Raw genomic sequence first — 16,827 nt, 5'->3', positions numbered from 1 at the left:
GGACGGCCGGTGCCGGAACCGCTAAAAGACTCGCCAAATCCGAGGTTTGGCGGCAAAAACAGGGTTAATCGAGGCTTAACGGTCTTGTAGCACTTTGGCCACCAGGCGGCCGCAGGCAGAACAGACGCGTCAGGAATGAATCCGCGCAATTGCTGTTGGCACTACACCTGCATCCGCTGCGACAAAGAGGCTCTACGAAGCGTTATGCAAATCCGGCGAGTGAAAGGTCGGGGGTGGCGACAAGAGGTCCGCGCCGCCCTTTCCGTGTCGAGATCTGACGAAGCGAGAGCATCGAGCAACAGGTTCAAGTGATTTCACGCGGGCGCGGCGAACGTCTGTGTGAAACGCGTTTAGGAGCAATGGATGGCCACCAAGGCAAAGACGCTGCAGGCGAAGGACAAGGAAAAAGACGACAAGGCAGCGGACGCGCCGGAGAAGGACTCCCAGGACGCGCCCTCGCCGTTGCTCGATCTGTCCGACGCGGCCGTGAAGAAGATGATCAAGCAGGCCAAGAAGCGCGGCTTCGTGACCTTCGATCAGCTCAACGAAGTTTTGCCGTCCGACCAGACCTCTCCCGAGCAGATCGAGGACATCATGTCGATGCTCTCGGACATGGGCATCAACGTCACCGAAGCCGACGATAGCGAAGGCGAGGAGGACAAGGACGAGGGCGGCGAGGACGAGACCGACAACGAACTCGTCGAAGTCACCCAGAAGGCCGTCACGGAGGTCAAGAAGAGCGAGCCGGGCGAGCGCACCGACGACCCCGTTCGCATGTATCTGCGCGAGATGGGCACCGTCGAGCTGCTGTCGCGCGAAGGCGAAATCGCGATTGCGAAGCGCATCGAGGCCGGCCGCGAGGCGATGATCGCAGGCCTGTGCGAAAGCCCGCTGACCTTCCAGGCCATCATCATCTGGCGCGACGAGCTCAACGAAGGAAAGATCTTCCTTCGTGACATCATTGATCTCGAAGCCACCTATGCCGGGCCCGACGCCAAGGCCGGCATGAACAATGCGATGATCGCCGGTCCGAACGGCGAGACCGGTGAAGCGACGGCCGAAGGCGGCCAGGCCACCGGCGCCGCGCCCGCGCATGTCGCCCCGCCCGCCGCACCGCCGGCGCCGACCCCGTTCCGCGCCGCGCCTGCGCCCGGCAATGCCGGCGAAGCCGCGAAGGATCCCGCGGAGTCCGCCGCCGAAGCCGACATGGACGAGGACGACGAGTTCGAGAACCAGATGTCGCTTGCGGCGATCGAGGCCGAGCTCAAGCCGAAGGTCGTCGAGATCTTCGACAAGATCGCCGACAGCTACAAGAAGCTGCGCAAGCTGCAAGAGCAGGACATTCAGAACCAGCTCGAGAGCACCTCGCACGGTCCCTCGCTCTCGCCGCACCAGGAGCGCAAATACCGCAAGCTCAAGGACGAGATCATCGTCGAGGTGAAGTCGCTGCGCCTGAACCAGGCGCGTATCGACTCACTCGTCGAGCAGCTCTACGACATCAACAAGCGCCTCGTCTCGCATGAGGGCCGCCTGATGCGCCTTGCCGACAGCCACGGCGTCGCGCGCGAGGACTTCCTGCGCAACTACACCGGCTCGGAGCTCGATCCGCGCTGGCTCAACCGTGTCTCGAAGCTTTCGGCCAAGGGCTGGAAGAACTTTGTCCATCACGAGAAGGACCGCATCAAGGACCTCCGCCACGAGGTGCATCAGCTCGCGGCGCTGACCGGCTTGGAGATCATCGAGTTCCGCAAGATCGTGCACTCGGTGCAGAAGGGCGAGCGCGAAGCCCGCCAGGCCAAGAAGGAGATGGTGGAAGCCAACCTCCGTCTCGTGATCTCGATCGCCAAGAAATACACCAATCGCGGCCTGCAGTTCCTCGACCTGATCCAGGAAGGCAACATCGGCCTGATGAAAGCGGTCGACAAGTTCGAGTACCGCCGCGGCTACAAGTTCTCGACCTACGCCACGTGGTGGATCCGGCAGGCGATTACCCGCTCGATCGCCGACCAGGCGCGCACCATCCGCATCCCCGTGCACATGATCGAGACGATCAACAAGATCGTGCGCACCTCGCGCCAGATGCTCAACGAGATCGGCCGCGAGCCCACTCCTGAGGAATTGGCCGAAAAGCTCGGCATGCCGCTGGAGAAAGTGCGGAAAGTCCTCAAGATCGCCAAGGAGCCGCTCTCGCTGGAGACGCCCGTCGGTGACGAGGAGGATTCGCACCTCGGCGATTTCATCGAGGACAAGAACGCGATCCTCCCGATCGACGCCGCGATCCAGTCGAATCTGCGCGAAACCACCACGCGCGTGCTCGCCTCGCTCACCCCGCGCGAAGAGCGCGTGCTGCGCATGCGCTTTGGCATCGGCATGAACACCGACCACACGCTGGAAGAAGTGGGGCAGCAATTCAGCGTGACGCGCGAACGTATTCGTCAGATCGAGGCGAAGGCCCTGCGGAAGTTGAAACATCCGTCGCGGTCGCGGAAGCTGCGGAGCTTCTTGGACAACTGAGCGCGAACATCGATCCTAAGCAAAACGGCGGGCCAAGGCCCGCCGTTTTTGTTTTAGCTTCCGCTCTCGCCCCGTCATTGCGAGCGGAGCGAAGCAATCCATCGCGAAGCATGTGGAGACATGGATTGCTTCGCTCCGCTCGCAATGACGGGGATAGGGCTGAAGCCTATTTCTTCTTCGCGCCGACCCGCTCGAGGTCCTTGATCTCCAGCACCGGGCGGCCGGATTTTTCGGCGATCTCGCGGTCCTGCTCCATGATGTAGGCGCGGGCCGGCTCGTCGCCGTCGAGGCCGCCGAGCAATTCGGCGGGGACGCGCCGGTTGGAGCGTTGGGAGCCGTCTTCATAGAAGACGTTGAAAAAGGCGAATTCGCCCTTCGGATTGGTTCCGGGTTTTTTGGCCATGGCCGGCTTTTCGTCGATAAGGGGGCCATAGTCAAATGACTTTGGCAGGTTTCCGGAGGCTGGCCGCAGGCCCTGCAGAGGCAGAACCGGCTGCGCGATCGATCGACGAACCCGTTTGCGAGGCGTCCGGATGTCGGGCGAAAGCGTCCAGCGCTTCGTAAAACCCGATGCGCTCCTTCGAAGAGACCCTTGCCTCACCCTTGCCTCAACAAACGGCGGGCCGCGAAGCCCGCCGTTTATTTTGGTCTTCAGTGTCGCCCGGGGCTGGCGGGGCGACAACCTAAAATAGAAGGCTATAACCGGCGCCATGCCGTGGCAAGGCAAATCGTTAGCGCTGCGATGTCGCAGCGAGCGCATCAGATATGCAGTGATCGAGATCGCGTTTCGATCAGGTTCAGAGCAATTGCTTGGATGACCAAATCACTTTGTTCATGTTTCCCGCTCTCGCAATGCAGCGACCGGTGCGCGCCTAGTTAGAAAGCGCATTTGCCTGCACGTATTCCCGCATACATGCAGAAGTTGTGATGCCGCCATATGTCAATCCGTTCGCACTTCACGTTGTCCCATCACATCGCGCGCGCCGCACCCACCGTTCTCACGGCGCCACCAGCTCCACCCGCCGGTTGAGCGCGCGGCCGGCGTCCGATGTGTTGGATCCGACCGGCGCCAGCAATCCAACGCCGGCTGTGCGCAATCGCGGCTGCGCGATGCGAAAGTTCTTCACCAGCTCGGCTGCGACTGCATCGGCGCGGCGCTTCGACAGGTCGAGATTGTATTCATAGGCGCCCTGGCTGTCGGTATGGCCGACGATGAAGACGTTGAGCTGCGGCTGGCTCGTCAGCAGCTTTGCGATCTGCTCCAGCGTCGGGCGGCTTTCCGGTTTGAGCACGGCCTTGTCGGTGTCGAAATAGATGCCGTAGAGCGCGATGTGGCCGGTCTCGCCAAGCCCCTTCGCCATCGCGGCGGCGTCCACCATCTTGTTCGCGATGGCGCCTAGCTCGGCGACGGTGACCTGCGCGGTGATGTCCTGATTGTTCTGGCTGACGAGAACGCTGGCGAAGGTCTCGCGCCCGCCTTCGGTCTTGCGGCCGGCGTAGTAACGGTAGTTGAAACCATCGACCCACATCTGTGGGACCGGCAGCGTGTCGATGGATTCGGTAAAGGGAATCGCGCCGCAGGCATCGGTGTCGCAGGCGAGCAGGGTCTCGAAGCCGGCTTTGGCAAGCTGCGTCTCGAAATTGCGCGAGACTTCCAGGATCGAGGGGCCGGGATTGGTGCGATAGGCGATGCGGACAACGCGGCCCTCGAGCCGCCGCGCATCGACGGGCTGGCCGTCCTTGAAGGCCGCGGCCTGCATCCGCGCCGCGTCAAAATCTTTCATCACATAGCCGGTGATGACGCTGCCGGCGAACCGGCCGATGCCGGGATAGTCGCGGCTGCCTGCAACATCGCGCGTCTGCGCGGAAGCGGCCGTCACGGTGAGACAGAGCAAGGCGAGGACGGCGAGCATCCGGCGCGACATGGACATGGGCATGGACATGAGCATGGACATGAGCATCTCGATCGGTTGGGGAGGGCGAGCGCATTTGATTTGTCGCAGCCAGGGTGCGATCGGTTCTGGCGAGGATTTGCCGCTTTGACGCGAATCCGGTTCCCGGGCATGATCGCGCGCCGCTTTCCCGCCCATTCTTCAAAGGATTTTCCCATATGCTGCGATATGCCCTGGCCACCGCCGTCATCGTCTGTCTGGCTGGCGGATCGGCGCAGGCCGCGCGCTGCGGCGGCGACTTCAACAGCTTTGTCGCCAGCATGGCCTCGGAAGCGCAAGGAGCCGGCGTCTCGGCGGGCGTGACCAGCGCGGCGCTCAGCGGCGTGACCCCCGACGGCGCGGTGCTCGCCTTCGACCGGCGCCAGCGCTACACCTTCAACAAGAGCTTCGAGCAGTATGTCTCGACCCGCGTCGGCCCCGGCCGCATCAATGGCGGCAAAGCACTGCTGCAGCGCCACGCCGCGCTGCTCTCGCGCATCGAGCAGCAGTTCGGCGTGCCCCGCCATATCCTGGTCGCGATCTGGGGGCTGGAGAGCGATTTCGGCAAGGGCGACATCGGCAAGATGCCGGTGATCCGCACGCTGGCGACACTTGCGCATGACTGCCGTCGCACGGAGCTGTTCCAGGGCGAGCTGCTCGCGGCGTTGAAGATCGTGCAGCGCGGCGACCTGCCGCTGCGGGACCTCATCGGCGCCTTTGCCGGCGAGATCGGTCAGACCCAGTTCCTGCCCTCCTCCTACATCAAGTACGGCGTCGATTTCGACGGCGACGGCCACGTCGATCTCCGCCACAGCGTCCCCGACGTGCTCGCCTCGACCGCGAACCTGCTCCACACCAGCGGCTTCAAGATGGGCCAGCCCTACGGCGAAGGCACCGCCAATTTCGAGGCCATGCGCGAATGGAACAGGGCGGTGATCTATCGCAAGACCATCGGGTATTTTGCCGATCGGCTGGCGGGGCAGTGAGGGGGAGCTAAAGAGACGGAGCACTCGCGCCACAGTCTCGGTGTCATCGCCCGCGAAGGCGGGCGATCCAGTATTCCGAGACGGCTGTGGTTGAATCGATAGGCCGCGGCGTACTGGATTCCCCGCCTTCGCGGGGAATGACAGCGGAGAGGTTTGTGAACACTCGCCAGGACGACGGCGGCGGGTGTGGCGCGGCGGTGGCGCCTGACATCGTGCCATTCGACGGCATGCCTAGCTCCCCTTCGCCATCCTTTCCAGCTTGCGCTGCAACGGCGCCCAATACGTTCCCGGGCGGAAGCGCTGCAGGAGGTCCATGAAGCGGGCGTCGTTGCCGATCAGGATGCGCGGCTCGTTTCTCTCGATGCCCTTGATGATGCGCAGCGCGGCATCTCTCGGCGTGGTCTTGGCCGCATTCTCGAACCGCTCGATCGATTGTGACCGGCGCGCATTGTCGGTGACGCCGACCCCGGTGCGCGAATTGCGGGCGATGGCGGTCGCGACGCCGCCGGGATGCACGACCGACAGCCTGACGGGGCTGCCCGCCATGGCAAGCTCGTGCCGCACACTCTCGGAAAAGCCACGCACCGCGAATTTCGCCGCGGCATAGGCCGACTGTCCCGGCGGCGCGATGATGCCGAAGATCGAGGACAGGTTGACGATGTGCGCCTCGCCCATCGTCTTCAGATGCGGCAGGAAGGCGCGCGTGCCGTGCACCACGCCCCAGAAATTGATGTCGAACAGCCAGTCCATCTGCGCCTGGTCGATCTCCTCGAACGAGCCCATCAGCGCCACGCCGGCATTGTTGACGACGATGCCGAGCGCGGGATGCGCGGTGGTCGCCTCACGCGCGAACTGCGCGATGTCGTCGGGCGCGCCGACGTCGACGCGATGCAAGCTGACCTTGCATGCGGCTCCGATCTCGGCCGCGAGCGTCTTCAGCCCGGCCTCGTCGCGATCGGCGAGCGCGAGATTGCAGCCGCGTCGCGCAAGCTCGATCGCCAGCGCACGGCCGATCCCGCTTGCCGCTCCGGTGATGGCGGCGGCGCCGCGGATCGCTGTCATGATATCCCCGTCAAGCCTCTCGAGCGGAACTATGATTTACATTTTTTCATATTGGAACCGAACCGCATCGCTGTTCCCACCTTAACCTACGTTACTTGATAGAGACAGGCAGCATTGGGAGCCGCCGATGGGACAAGCACAACCGTTTCGGGCCACCGCACTGATCGTGGAAGACGACCTCATGCAGAGGGAGATGCTCAGTCTTCTTCTCGAAGAAAGCGGCTACGACGTCATTCAGTGCGAGAGCGCCGAGGCGGCCGAGCGTGTGCTCGACAAAAGCGCGGGCGTGCTCTGCTTGATGATGACCGACGTCCAGCTTGCCGGCCGCATGAACGGAGTGGAGCTCGCGCACGTCGCCAAGGACCGCAACCCCAGGCTCGACATCATCGTCACCTCCGGGCGCCCCTTGATGCAGCCCTTGCCTGACGGCGCAAAGTTCTGGGCCAAGCCTTGGGCGCCGCTCGACGTGCTCCGCGAGGCCGAGATCGCGCAGCTGTCCTGACGGTCGATCCCGCTGGGCCGGCTTTTGTGGTCCAGGGCGCGGTGATAAGGTCGGTCCATGACCTTGTCCTTCCTGCTCACTTCGCTGATCGTCGTCGCCTCGCCCGGCACCGGCGTGCTCTACACGCTGGCCGCCGCGCTGACCCGCGGCTCGCGCGCGAGTATCGCGGCCGCGTTCGGCTGCACCCTCGGAATCGTGCCGCACATGACGGCCGCGATGCTGGGGCTCGCCGCCGTGCTCCACACCAGCGCGCTGGCCTTCGCCGCGCTGAAATGGTGCGGCGTCGCCTATCTGCTCTACATGTCCTGGCAGGCTCTGCGCGAGACCGGGGCGCTGGCGGTCGACGGCGAGATCCGCGAGCGTTCGGCTGGCCGGGTGATCGTGACCGGCTTCCTGATCAACATCCTCAATCCGAAGCTGTCGATCTTCTTCCTGGCCTTCCTGCCGCAGTTCATCGCCGCGGACGAAGCCCATGTGCTGGCGCGGATGCTGGAATTGAGCGGCGCCTTCATGGCGATGACGTTTGCGGTGTTCGTGGTCTACGGCCTCTGCGCAGCCTCGGTGCGCGAGCGCGTCATCTCGCGCCCGCGCGTCATGGACTGGCTGCGCCGGAGCTTTGCCGCCGGCTTCGCCGCGCTCGGCGCCAAGCTCGCGTTCGCGGAGCGCTAGCTTCTCCAACCAATAAAAAAGCGGGCCTTGCGCCCGCCACCTTCGATCTCTCGACCTACCCGAAGCCCGGGCGGAGCGAACTCCACCCGGGCAAAAGAATAAGAAGCCTCGTTACTTCTTCTTCGCTGCCTTCTTGGCCTTCTTCTTCGTCGCCTTCTTCGCCTTCTTCGCTTTCTTAGCCATAGGATCCTCTTAAGGGTTAATGGTGAAACGCGACACGAGGGATGCTCGGCGGAGGGCCAGCCTCGCAACATCCTCGATGACAAGCTCAGCAGATTCGCGCGCTTCTGCCCCGCGCTGTCACATCCGTGTCATCGCGTTATCCACAGCTCAGATGCATTTTCGGGTGATTTTGGCCCGCGAATCCGCATTGCCAGCCATGCCTAACGATCCGACAATGCGCCGGCCGTTCATGAATCCAAAACCAAAGGCATGTTTTCGCGGATCGCAGTGAGACTCCGTTAAGCGCGACGGCCGCATTGTCCCCGCAAGAAAACGGGGACGGGGTCATGGACGGACAGCTGGCAGGGACGGAGGGCGCGACGCTGCGCTTGTGGCGCGCGCCATGCTGAACGTGCCGACACTCTGGACCGTGTTCATCGTCAACTTCCTGGCGCTCGGCCTGATCTGGGCCTACGTGACGCGCTCCTATCCGAAATTCGCGGCCGCACGGTTCTGGATGGCGTCGTGCTTCGTCGGCGCGATCGGTACGATGGCGGCGTTGATCCGCCTTTTCGTCGTCTCGCCTGTCCCGCTTCTGCTCGGAGCCGTCGGCATCATCGCGGCGAGCTGCCTTGCCGCTATGGGCATTCAGCGCTTCTACGGTCGGCCGGTGTCATGGCGCCTCATGGCTGCGACGGGAATTCTCAGCCTTGGCGGCGTCGTGTTCTTCATGGTCGCATACGATCACATGCAGCTGCGTATGCTCAGCTACTCGCTCGGCCAGGCGCTGCCGCTGGCGCTGTCGCTGCGTTTGCTGCTCTCGCCGCCGGAAGGCCGTGCCAGCCCGGGAGCCCGGCTCTCCGGCATCGTGATCATCACCATCATCGCGATCTTCGCGGCCCGTGCGATCGGCAATTTGCTCGGCGGCGATTTCTCGTCGGTCGCCGGAGGGCAGTCTCATGCCGTCATGGTGCTGGGTCTCCTGTTCCTGTCGATGACGCTCAATTTCGGCTTCCTGCTGATGGCGATGGACCGCCTGCGCAACGAAGTTGCCGACCTCGCACTGCTCGACGATCTCACCGGTGTCGCCAACCGGCGGCATCTGTTGCAGCGGCTGGGTGAAGAATGCGCCCGCTCGGAGCGCAGCAATGAACCGTTCTCGCTGCTGGTGATCGATCTCGACGGCTTCAAGACCATCAACGACACCCATGGCCATGCCGCGGGCGATGCCTGCCTCCAGCACTTCACCCTGATGGCGCAGACGCGCCTGAGGCCCGGCGACATGCTCGCCCGCACCGGCGGCGACGAATTCTGCGTCGTGCTGCCGTCGTCGACCTTGCGCGAGGCGGCTGCGATCGCCCGTCGCGTGCTCGAGGTTTGCCGCCAGGATGCCGTCAACTGCACCGGCGTCGACATTCCGATCGCGATCTCGATCGGGGTGGCGCAGTGGGACCGCGGCGTCGGCCAGTTTCCGGACCGCCTGATCGCGCATGCCGACCATGCCCTCTATGCGGCCAAGAAGAACGGCAAGAACGACTTTGCCGTCCACGATCCCGCGCCGCCGCTCATGCCCGACCCGATCGGTCCAGGCGAGGCCTTGCGCAAATTCGCGTAAGGGCGTGCTACCGTCAGGTCCGCATTGGACCCGCATGATGATCTCTCGCCTGCTCGCGGCCGTTCTCGCCGCCCTCATTCCGATCGCACCCGCCGCCGCGACCGATGCCGATCTCACGAAGCTCGCGCGCGCCTCCGGCACGCCCGACATTCCCGGCCTGAAGATGGTGTGGCTGGCGCCATGGGGCGACGTCGGTACCGCAAAGCCCTGGCGCAACATCATCGTGCACCAGACCGAGGGGCCGGCGGGCTCGGCCCGTGGCGGCGCGCAGGCGCAATCCAAGAACCCCACGCGTCGCGGTGTCACATTGTGGGTCGAGACCGACGGCACCGTTTATTGGGCGGTCGCGGAAAACCTGGTGCCGACCCATGGCGACGGCGCCAACCGCAACGACAACAAGTACATCGACAACAAGCCTACCTATCGCCAGGTGGTGCGCGACAATTCGATCGGCGTCGAGTTTGCCGGCAACTATCCCGACGTCACGACGGGTCCGACCGACGCGCAGGTCGCGGCGTGGAAGATCCTCGTCCAGATACTGCGCGCGCGCTACGGCATCCCGCTCGACCACGTCTATGCGCACAATTGGATCGACTACAAGGACGCCCGCTATTGCGAAGGCTGCTGGCTCGCGACGCTGGCCAGGACTTGGGGGGAAAGGACTTGGGGAGAGTAGGCGAGGCGCCAGCGGTGCGCTCTTTCCTTCTCCCCTTGCGGGAGAGTGAGGAGGGATAATAGTTCAACAAAATCAATGGATCAGCGCATCGGTTTTAAGCCGGTGTAAAAATCTGAATTATTTTCGACACCGCCAGCGGTAGCCTAGTTGCAGCCGCTTTGCAGCGGGTTTTCGTGCATTCTGCTATCATCGCCGGATGACGAATCCCATCTCGATTTTGCTGGCTCTCGCGCTCCTGGCCGGCGCGGCGTCGGCGCAGTCTCTGCCCCATGGCACCATGGGGCAGCGCACGATCTACGACTCGCGCGGCAATGTCTTCGGCCGGTTAGCGACCAACAGCAGCGGCACGGTGACGACCTATGACGCGCGCGGCAAGGTCATTAGCCGTGAATCGACCAGCGGCAACACGACGACAATCTATGACGCAGGAGGACGCAACGTCGGCAGGGTCACGACGAGGCGCTAATGGGGCCTGCCGCTCGAATCTCGGCCGCATCGCGTGCTGCGCTTCATTTGGTCGATCGGCTTGTCGCTCGCTTCATCAATACGGCTTCTTGGTCCAAGGAAGCAGCGTCGCTGCATGAGGTCGTTGCGCGTCGATGAATCGTTTCCCTCGAAGGTGGTCCCCGAGAGCAACCGAAAGATCATCCAAATAGACCATCAGATCATGACACGCATCCGCCACGCCGCGCACGTCACCAACCTTAAGGTCTCGCGTGAAGCGCTGACGCCCTGATCTAAGTTTCACCCGCAGCAATCGCGTTTTGCGCGCTCCAGCGTCTCGCCACGCCATGCCGAAGTGAACAATAGAGTTGCGATTAGCTCGGCACGTTTCAAAGGACTTTAAGGCGAACTTAACGGCGTCTTCGATCTTCTTCCGATGATGAGATTCCGCCAAGTACGCTTGAATGCCTTCAACTACAGCGGTCGAACTCATCTGCTCGACTACGACAAGGTTGCGCAATATGTTGCCTCTCATGAAGACCAGCAGGATGAAGCGAAGGGCGCACTCGCAGTCATTGAAGGACTCCACAAGGACACCGATTGCGTCGGTCGTTCCGCTGGAGAAGTTTGACCCATAGGGCGGCCAGCTACCGGCTTTCGGCATTCATCAAAGCCTTTGCGAGGATGTGGGCATTCTGAGGCGCATAGCAGGCTGTAAGCAACTGGCGACGACTGTTTATCCACGCGATTCGCCGCAGCCGAAATGTTACGATCATGGCCATGACGACCTACCCCCAGAAGATCACCTTCGGCGAGATGCGCGAGTCCGGCGTCCGCGATGTGCTGATCTATTGCCGCGAACATCGATCTTTGGCGCGAATTAGCAAGTTTTTGGCCAGAGATCCAATGTCCCTTCGGGGCTAAACCGACTAAATTCTAAACGCGGGCGGCAATTTACACACGACACAGCACCGAGCCCCCAGCATTAGCGGCTCGATGGGCGTTACGAGCCCCTTAGCTAAAGGCGCACCTCGTGCGCCGTTAACCCGATCACGAACGCCAGATAGAGACGCGCCCGGCGACAAGTTCATGGCGTTCGCCAAGGCGCTCAAGCTTTCGTTCGCGGTGACGCGGATGGGCGCGCGGCGGCGAGATCCGGAGCGGCGCTTCATGACCATCGTCGAGGGCCGCAACACCTATCGCCGGACGATCGAGGCCGCGAGGGCGGAAGTGCTTGCGCGGAAGGTCGCTTAACCCAACCAAACAGGAGAGCCCTAAATGAACCCCTCGCCTCTTCCTGACATGCCGCCACCGCTGCCGCCGTATCTGTCAGAGCGGCACGCTCTCAAGCGCGCATCCAAGGCGGCTGGAGCGTTGGTCGCGGCACTGATCATCGGCATGCTCAGCGGCGCCGACAAACCCTCTGCACCAACACCGTCCGCTGCTGCGCCTGCGGTTGCTGCGCTCTTTGTGAGCGCAGCGGTGGAAGCGGCAGAGCCGACAGCCAAAGACTGCGACGTTAAGGATTTGCCCATGCGGTTGCGCAAACTGTGCTGGCAAGCAATGGGAGGAAAACCTTCCTCGCCATGCAGCGATTGGGAACACAAGTTGCCGCCGCGCAATCCATCGCACGCGGAGTTTACGGCTTGGCGCTTGGCGCTGACCGCCAAAATGAACGACCCGCAATGGGTCAAGTGCATGAGCGACAAATACGGCGCGCTGCTCGATTCGCCCCGCTGACCCTTCGCCCCCGCGCATCACGGTGCGCAGTACGAAGCGCCATGACGGTGACTTCATCAACAAACAGGAGAAAATGAACCGATGAAGACGTTACTTTCGACCTGCGCCATTCTGCTTTCGCTGGCGGCGCCAGCCCTCGCTAACGATGAGATCGAGCTGCGCGACTACACCAACAAATCCATCACTTGCGACAAGGAGGAGATCAAGGAGCGGCTCGGTCGCATGATCGAGAACTCGGCCTATGGTCGCCTTCGTGGCGTCAAGCTCCTCTACCTTAAGGGCGATGTGGTCGAGGTGGGCCGCAGCAAGGATGAATTGAAGTGCCGCATCGATGCACGGACCACTGATCCCAGCGACCCGTGGAAGGGCATCTTCCGCTATCACAACACTGACGGCCACGCGCTGGTTGGCTTCAAGCCCAGCAATGGTCACTGATGAGCGACGACGAATACAAGAACTGGCTTCGTGAAAACGGCGCGGAGCCCGCCGAGATCGAGGAGCCCGCAATCGTCAGAACGCTCCCGCGCTGGGCTTGGGGCATCGGACTCATGGTGGCAGCCAAGATGATCCATCATGTGTGGGTCGCCCTCGGCGGCTGACGATTCGCCCTGCGCATCACGTTGCGCGGAACGAAGCGCCATGACGGCCTTCATCACCGCAAACAGGAAATGACTATGAACGACAAAGCCATCACGCATGAAAATGCTGTACAGCGCCTACGCGCTGCCGGAGCCGACAAGGTGGCCGATCAAGTTGACGGCTGGCGCAATGTAGACGGCGGACTCGGCGGCTGGGACGGAATGGTCCGGGGCAACTACAGCCGAAAGATCATCGGCATCATCTGGCCAGAGGAAGCCTGACCCTTCGCCCCTGCGCATCACGGTGCGCAGTACGAAGCGCCATGACGGTGACTTCACCAACCAATGGAGACAATGCACTCAATGAAACGCACTATCCTCGCACTTCTCGCCGTCCTCGCCCTCGCTGCCCCGGCATCCGCCACGCCCGGCGCTGTCAATGCGCAAGGCTGTCACGGCGCACGCGGCAAGATGGGCTACCACTGCCACGGTCACAACACGACTTCGAAGTTTCGCACCAGCAACCGACGCTACGTCGCGTTCCGTGGCGGCTGACAAAATGCCTCCATCTCTCGACGAACAATGCATTCTCTACTGGGTACATGACGAGACCTGTCTCGACCCGGCGATGCACGGCTATATCGGTATCACGGCCCATGAGGCAGTGCGCAAAGGTGTCCATCGCCGCAGGCGGCCACGAGCCACCTTCACAATCTTGTTCAGGGGTACGCGGCGCGAGTGCCTCGCCATCGAACATCAACATCGGCCAGAGCGTCTCGTCGGCTGGAATCGCCAACGCGGGGGCGGACGTTTGCGCGGCCAACTTTCACGATCCACTCAAACAGGAGTAACACCAGACCGATGAAACGATCACTACTCGCCGCTGCAGCTTGCCGACAACGCGGCCGACGATGCCGGGACCGATCTCATGGCGCGCCAGCTCGGCGGCGACCTCGCGCAGGAAGTCGCTGCGCTGATGCGGCTGCAGCGGTTTGGCGGCTTCCATGACGGTTCGCAATTCGCAATCGCTGAACGAGACCACTTCTATTTCTCCCTCGGGGAAGATCACTTCGCGGCCCTACGCTGCTCGGCCTCGTCGCATGCACGCGCGGGGTCCGGATGCCAGCGCGAGACGCCGCGGCGCCGCATCCGCTGCGCCAGCTCGCGCTTCGCACCGGGATCGCCATAGGGCTGATCAAGCGCGCTCATGTTGGGATAGCAGGGCGGGCTCATCCACGGCATCAGGCCGAGCGCTTCTATCTCGTCGTCGCCGGTGATCTCTGTTTCGAAGACCCTGCCATCGCCAAATGCCTTGATCACGCAGTGACGAAGAAGGGCGACACCACCGTCGCCGACGTCACGGGCAAGGTCTACAACCGCTCCAAGCGCATGAAGGAGAAGCGCGCAAAGTTGAGGGCGTCCCAGCCGAGCTGCGCCGGATCGTCGGAGCGCCTGTCGCCAATGCCCTGGAGCATCGAGGGCCACGGCTCCTCGCCCGACTGAGCCATTCCGACCAACCCAGAGCACATCATAGCCTTCGCAGGCCAGGCTTCCCCTGCGCGTGAAATGTTCATGCGTAAGTCTTGAGTGTCGTCATTTGTGTCGTGGTCCGACGGCGGACCGATAGCTGTGCATAAATTCTGCGGTGCACGGTCCTGCATCGGTTGCTTGCACCCTGTCTCAGCCCTGCGCTGTAGTTTGTCTTCTCGAGGGTTCGCAGGGACGCGCGCTAATGCGTCTGCGGGTCGCGCGTGTCATTGATGTGCGACGGGGCAGACACACGCCACGGGGTGTCTCTGCGTGTCCGGCGCGACGTTCAAGGAGAATGATCAACTCGATGGCAGTAGCCTAAGGGTGACCCTTCCCACACGGGCGTCGACGGCCCGTATGCTCTACTTCGGAACGCACTTACATTGAAGGCGATGATGATCTGAGCTGGGTCTGCCTTACCCAAGCTCTTCAGATCTTCCAAGCCGCTTCTAAGCTTGGCTCCCGCTTTCTTTCAGGCTGCCCTCAAGTTTGGACTTGGCCATGTTGCAGCGCTCTTCGTTGGAGAACTCTTGAAACACCACCGCGGGAAGAAGCCGCCATTCCGCCCGATCATTTGTTGCGGCTGGGCTGACCGAGTAGGAGAAGACATACATCAAAATCCACATCGGCATGGTCCACTTCTGATGCGGCAATAGCGCCCCGATTTTCGGAGCGGATCGCATCGGCGCCGTTTATTCCGTTGATCTAAACGCTCCCCAGCACGCGGGCGACAATTCAGTCATCTTCTCCTTGAGGCAATTCATAATCCGCTGCCCACCGGGGCGAAGTCCTTTGCACAAAAGCTCGATGTCACTCTTGCATTCTCGCGCGATCTTGACGGGGTCGGTCAAACGGTTCTTGGCAAATGCATTTTGACCAGACAACGCGATTGCAATGCCGAACAAGACACGGAACCAGTTCATTTGCAGCGCTCAGTTGGTTGCACCCGAAGTACAGCGTTGAGACCCGAATTCAGTTGGGTTCTGTGCCGTCGCTACGGATGCAAGAGGTTCCATCCGAGCAAGAACGCCCATTGATCTACATCAAATCTTTTACGCAGGGTGCCGCGCAGTTTCCGTGCCTTGACGTAGGGAGGTTCTTGCCATGCTTCGTTATTTTCTCGCTGTCCTTGGACTAGCTCCGCAATTCTGATCCCCGATGATGCGTATGCTCGCCGTGGCGGCGGTGGTGGCGGCTTCCGAGGCGGCGGTGGCGGCGGCTTCCAACGGCGGTGGCTTCCGGGGCGGCGGCATGCATGCAGGACGCATTCACGGCGGCGCTGGACAGTTTCACGGTGGCGGCGGCCGGTATGCTGGTCGGGTACATCCCTCGCATCCGATTGCAGGTCGGCCCGGATATGGTCGTCCGGGTTACGGTCGTCCAGGATACGGTCGTCCCATAGCTGGCTATCCGGGTCGGTACTACCCATACCTTGGATACGGCGCAGCAGCGGCGGTCGGAGCAGCTGCGGCAGGTGCCGCATACTATGGCAGCGGCTATTACAATAACAGCTGCTACGATGTGTACGGCAATTGGATTTGTGCCGGGTATCCTTATTGAGCCGGGGCGCGAGGGGTAGACTGCTCACCAGCGTCAAACTGCGCCGAGATGCTCTGAAGCGGCTCGATCAGCGAACTCGTGGAAAACGGCTTTGTGAGATAAGCGAGACATCCGGATTGATGCGCAGCGTGGCGAATGGCAGGGGTATCATTCCCAGTCATGAAGATGACCGGCACAGAATTGCCAGCCGCTTTGAGACGGTGTCTCAACTCGATGCCTGACGCATCGCCGAGGTTGATGTCGAGAAGGACGCAGAGCGCTTTATCGAGATCGCCATGTTCTGCGAAGGCTTCCGCTGACGAAAACAGCACGCTGGAGTATCCGAACCGCCCCAGCAGTCGCTTTATGCTTCGCAACATCGAGGTGTCGTCATCGACGACCAAGATAGGGTCGGTTCTGCCCATAGAATGCGCTCCAATGAATGGCGGGAGCGCAACGGTCTCTCAGTCACCGATGGTACCGTTGGCGTCTCGGTGATGATTAACATATGTTAGGTCGGAGACCCTACACAAGTGTCCCTTAGGACAACAGCTTGTGGCTAGGCCATGGGTTGGCCATCGGGCTTATTGCCCACGACCCCAACCCGTTCAGCAACGGTAACGAGTTCAGCTAAGGTCCGAACCTGCATTTTCTCCATCACCCCGTGGCGATGGGCCTTGATCGTCCGCTCGGTCGCCCCCAAGACGCCGCCGATCTGCTTGTTGGTCTTGCCAGCAACGATCAATTCAAATACCTGCCGCTCCCGCGGCGTCAGTTTGGCGATGAGAGCGCGAACAACATCCAGCTTGGTCTGTTGCTCACGGAAGGCTCGACGGCGTGCGAACGCCCGTTCAATTGCCGTAAGAAGGTCGTCGGACG

At 62.1% G+C, this 16,827-nt stretch carries 25 protein-coding genes; 15 read left to right on the top strand and 10 right to left on the bottom strand.

Annotation, left to right across the window (positions count from 1 at the left end; genetic code table 11):
* The first annotated feature begins 363 nt into the window (after positions 1–363).
* Positions 364–2,514 carry an RNA polymerase sigma factor RpoD gene (rpoD, locus tag C7G41_RS00110; protein WP_106940695.1) on the top strand — a complete coding sequence of 717 codons (2,151 nt, stop codon included), beginning with the start codon at positions 364–366 and terminating at the stop codon, positions 2,512–2,514.
* A gap of 166 nt (positions 2,515–2,680) precedes the next feature.
* Here the strand turns inward: rpoD and C7G41_RS00105 are convergent, their stop codons facing one another.
* Positions 2,681–2,917: a hypothetical protein gene (locus C7G41_RS00105; protein ID WP_106940694.1), complete on the bottom strand. Its 237-nt coding sequence runs from the start codon at positions 2,915–2,917 to the stop codon at positions 2,681–2,683.
* 595 nt (positions 2,918–3,512) lie between these two features.
* The gene (locus C7G41_RS00100) at positions 3,513–4,451 is read right to left on the bottom strand and encodes an OmpA family protein (RefSeq protein WP_106941432.1); all 939 of its coding nucleotides are present in this window, start codon (positions 4,449–4,451) and stop codon (positions 3,513–3,515) included.
* 173 nt (positions 4,452–4,624) lie between these two features.
* Between C7G41_RS00100 and C7G41_RS00095 the strand changes: the two genes are divergently transcribed.
* Positions 4,625–5,431: a lytic murein transglycosylase gene (locus C7G41_RS00095; protein ID WP_106940693.1), complete on the top strand. Its 807-nt coding sequence runs from the start codon at positions 4,625–4,627 to the stop codon at positions 5,429–5,431.
* Positions 5,432–5,662: 231 nt separating this feature from the next.
* Here the strand turns inward: C7G41_RS00095 and C7G41_RS00090 are convergent, their stop codons facing one another.
* Complete coding sequence (locus C7G41_RS00090) at positions 5,663–6,493, bottom strand: SDR family oxidoreductase (protein ID WP_106940692.1); 831 nt, start codon at positions 6,491–6,493, stop codon at positions 5,663–5,665.
* A 127-nt stretch (positions 6,494–6,620) separates the two neighbouring features.
* Between C7G41_RS00090 and C7G41_RS00085 the strand changes: the two genes are divergently transcribed.
* From C7G41_RS00085 to C7G41_RS00065, 5 genes are all read left to right on the top strand, one after another.
* Positions 6,621–6,995 carry a response regulator gene (locus C7G41_RS00085; RefSeq protein ID WP_106940691.1) on the top strand — a complete coding sequence of 125 codons (375 nt, stop codon included), beginning with the start codon at positions 6,621–6,623 and terminating at the stop codon, positions 6,993–6,995.
* Positions 6,996–7,052: 57 nt separating this feature from the next.
* On the top strand, positions 7,053–7,664 hold the full coding sequence (locus C7G41_RS00080) for a LysE family translocator (protein WP_106940690.1): 612 nt from the start codon (positions 7,053–7,055) through the stop codon (positions 7,662–7,664).
* 565 nt (positions 7,665–8,229) lie between these two features.
* Positions 8,230–9,441, top strand: coding sequence for a GGDEF domain-containing protein (locus C7G41_RS00075; protein WP_106940689.1), 1,212 nt, complete (start codon positions 8,230–8,232; stop codon positions 9,439–9,441).
* 34 nt (positions 9,442–9,475) lie between these two features.
* A complete protein-coding gene (locus C7G41_RS00070; protein ID WP_106940688.1) occupies positions 9,476–10,117 on the top strand; it encodes an N-acetylmuramoyl-L-alanine amidase in 642 nt (213 codons plus the stop codon).
* A gap of 196 nt (positions 10,118–10,313) precedes the next feature.
* On the top strand, positions 10,314–10,583 hold the full coding sequence (locus C7G41_RS00065; protein ID WP_106940687.1) for a hypothetical protein: 270 nt from the start codon (positions 10,314–10,316) through the stop codon (positions 10,581–10,583).
* Positions 10,584–10,658: 75 nt separating this feature from the next.
* Here C7G41_RS00065 and C7G41_RS00060 read toward each other — a convergent pair whose 3' ends face one another.
* Positions 10,659–11,225: a hypothetical protein gene (locus C7G41_RS00060; RefSeq protein ID WP_106940686.1), complete on the bottom strand. Its 567-nt coding sequence runs from the start codon at positions 11,223–11,225 to the stop codon at positions 10,659–10,661.
* Positions 11,226–11,650: 425 nt separating this feature from the next.
* Here C7G41_RS00060 and C7G41_RS37265 point away from each other — a divergent pair, with 425 nt between their 5' ends.
* The 6 genes from C7G41_RS37265 to C7G41_RS00045 all read left to right on the top strand — a co-directional run bounded on the left by C7G41_RS37265 (position 11,651) and on the right by C7G41_RS00045 (position 13,434).
* Positions 11,651–11,815: a hypothetical protein gene (locus C7G41_RS37265; RefSeq protein WP_158267979.1), complete on the top strand. Its 165-nt coding sequence runs from the start codon at positions 11,651–11,653 to the stop codon at positions 11,813–11,815.
* Positions 11,816–11,839: 24 nt separating this feature from the next.
* Entirely contained in the window at positions 11,840–12,301 is a 462-nt protein-coding gene (locus C7G41_RS36870; RefSeq protein ID WP_146159742.1) for a hypothetical protein, read from the top strand.
* 81 nt (positions 12,302–12,382) lie between these two features.
* A complete protein-coding gene (locus C7G41_RS00055; RefSeq protein WP_106940685.1) occupies positions 12,383–12,736 on the top strand; it encodes a hypothetical protein in 354 nt (117 codons plus the stop codon).
* Entirely contained in the window at positions 12,736–12,900 is a 165-nt protein-coding gene (locus tag C7G41_RS37260; RefSeq protein ID WP_158267978.1) for a hypothetical protein, read from the top strand. Before C7G41_RS00055 ends, C7G41_RS37260 begins: the two co-directional genes overlap by 1 nt.
* Positions 12,901–12,975: 75 nt before the next feature.
* Complete coding sequence (locus C7G41_RS00050; protein ID WP_106940684.1) at positions 12,976–13,161, top strand: hypothetical protein; 186 nt, start codon at positions 12,976–12,978, stop codon at positions 13,159–13,161.
* Between the two features lie 81 nt (positions 13,162–13,242).
* The gene (locus C7G41_RS00045; RefSeq protein ID WP_106940683.1) at positions 13,243–13,434 is read left to right on the top strand and encodes a hypothetical protein; all 192 of its coding nucleotides are present in this window, start codon (positions 13,243–13,245) and stop codon (positions 13,432–13,434) included.
* 271 nt (positions 13,435–13,705) lie between these two features.
* Here the strand turns inward: C7G41_RS00045 and C7G41_RS00040 are convergent, their stop codons facing one another.
* Together C7G41_RS00040 and C7G41_RS00035 are read right to left on the bottom strand one after the other, a co-directional pair.
* A complete protein-coding gene (locus C7G41_RS00040) occupies positions 13,706–13,948 on the bottom strand; it encodes a hypothetical protein (protein WP_146159741.1) in 243 nt (80 codons plus the stop codon).
* Complete coding sequence (locus tag C7G41_RS00035) at positions 13,945–14,199, bottom strand: hypothetical protein (protein ID WP_106940681.1); 255 nt, start codon at positions 14,197–14,199, stop codon at positions 13,945–13,947. Before C7G41_RS00035 ends, C7G41_RS00040 begins: the two co-directional genes overlap by 4 nt.
* Before the next feature lie 3 nt (positions 14,200–14,202).
* On the opposite strand from C7G41_RS00035, the gene C7G41_RS00030 reads away from it, so the two are divergent.
* Positions 14,203–14,382: a hypothetical protein gene (locus C7G41_RS00030; protein WP_106940680.1), complete on the top strand. Its 180-nt coding sequence runs from the start codon at positions 14,203–14,205 to the stop codon at positions 14,380–14,382.
* A 476-nt stretch (positions 14,383–14,858) separates the two neighbouring features.
* Here the strand turns inward: C7G41_RS00030 and C7G41_RS00025 are convergent, their stop codons facing one another.
* Positions 14,859–15,041 (bottom strand): hypothetical protein, encoded by a 183-nt coding sequence (locus C7G41_RS00025; RefSeq protein ID WP_245446424.1) that lies wholly within the window; start codon positions 15,039–15,041, stop codon positions 14,859–14,861.
* A 60-nt stretch (positions 15,042–15,101) separates the two neighbouring features.
* A complete protein-coding gene (locus C7G41_RS38975; protein WP_106940679.1) occupies positions 15,102–15,332 on the bottom strand; it encodes a cysteine rich repeat-containing protein in 231 nt (76 codons plus the stop codon).
* A gap of 332 nt (positions 15,333–15,664) precedes the next feature.
* On the opposite strand from C7G41_RS38975, the gene C7G41_RS37255 reads away from it, so the two are divergent.
* Positions 15,665–15,811 carry a hypothetical protein gene (locus tag C7G41_RS37255; protein ID WP_158267977.1) on the top strand — a complete coding sequence of 49 codons (147 nt, stop codon included), beginning with the start codon at positions 15,665–15,667 and terminating at the stop codon, positions 15,809–15,811.
* Between the two features lie 151 nt (positions 15,812–15,962).
* Here the strand turns inward: C7G41_RS37255 and C7G41_RS00010 are convergent, their stop codons facing one another.
* Together C7G41_RS00010 and C7G41_RS00005 are read right to left on the bottom strand one after the other, a co-directional pair.
* A complete protein-coding gene (locus C7G41_RS00010; protein ID WP_106940678.1) occupies positions 15,963–16,373 on the bottom strand; it encodes a response regulator transcription factor in 411 nt (136 codons plus the stop codon).
* A gap of 134 nt (positions 16,374–16,507) precedes the next feature.
* A partial coding sequence (locus C7G41_RS00005; protein ID WP_245446423.1) for a response regulator transcription factor occupies positions 16,508–16,827 on the bottom strand: 320 nt, incomplete at its 5' end.

The sequence above is a fragment of the Bradyrhizobium sp. MOS002 genome (assembly GCF_003020115.1).
Taxonomy (GTDB): domain Bacteria; phylum Pseudomonadota; class Alphaproteobacteria; order Rhizobiales; family Xanthobacteraceae; genus Bradyrhizobium.
This window is presented reverse-complemented; position numbering and strand designations above follow the sequence as displayed.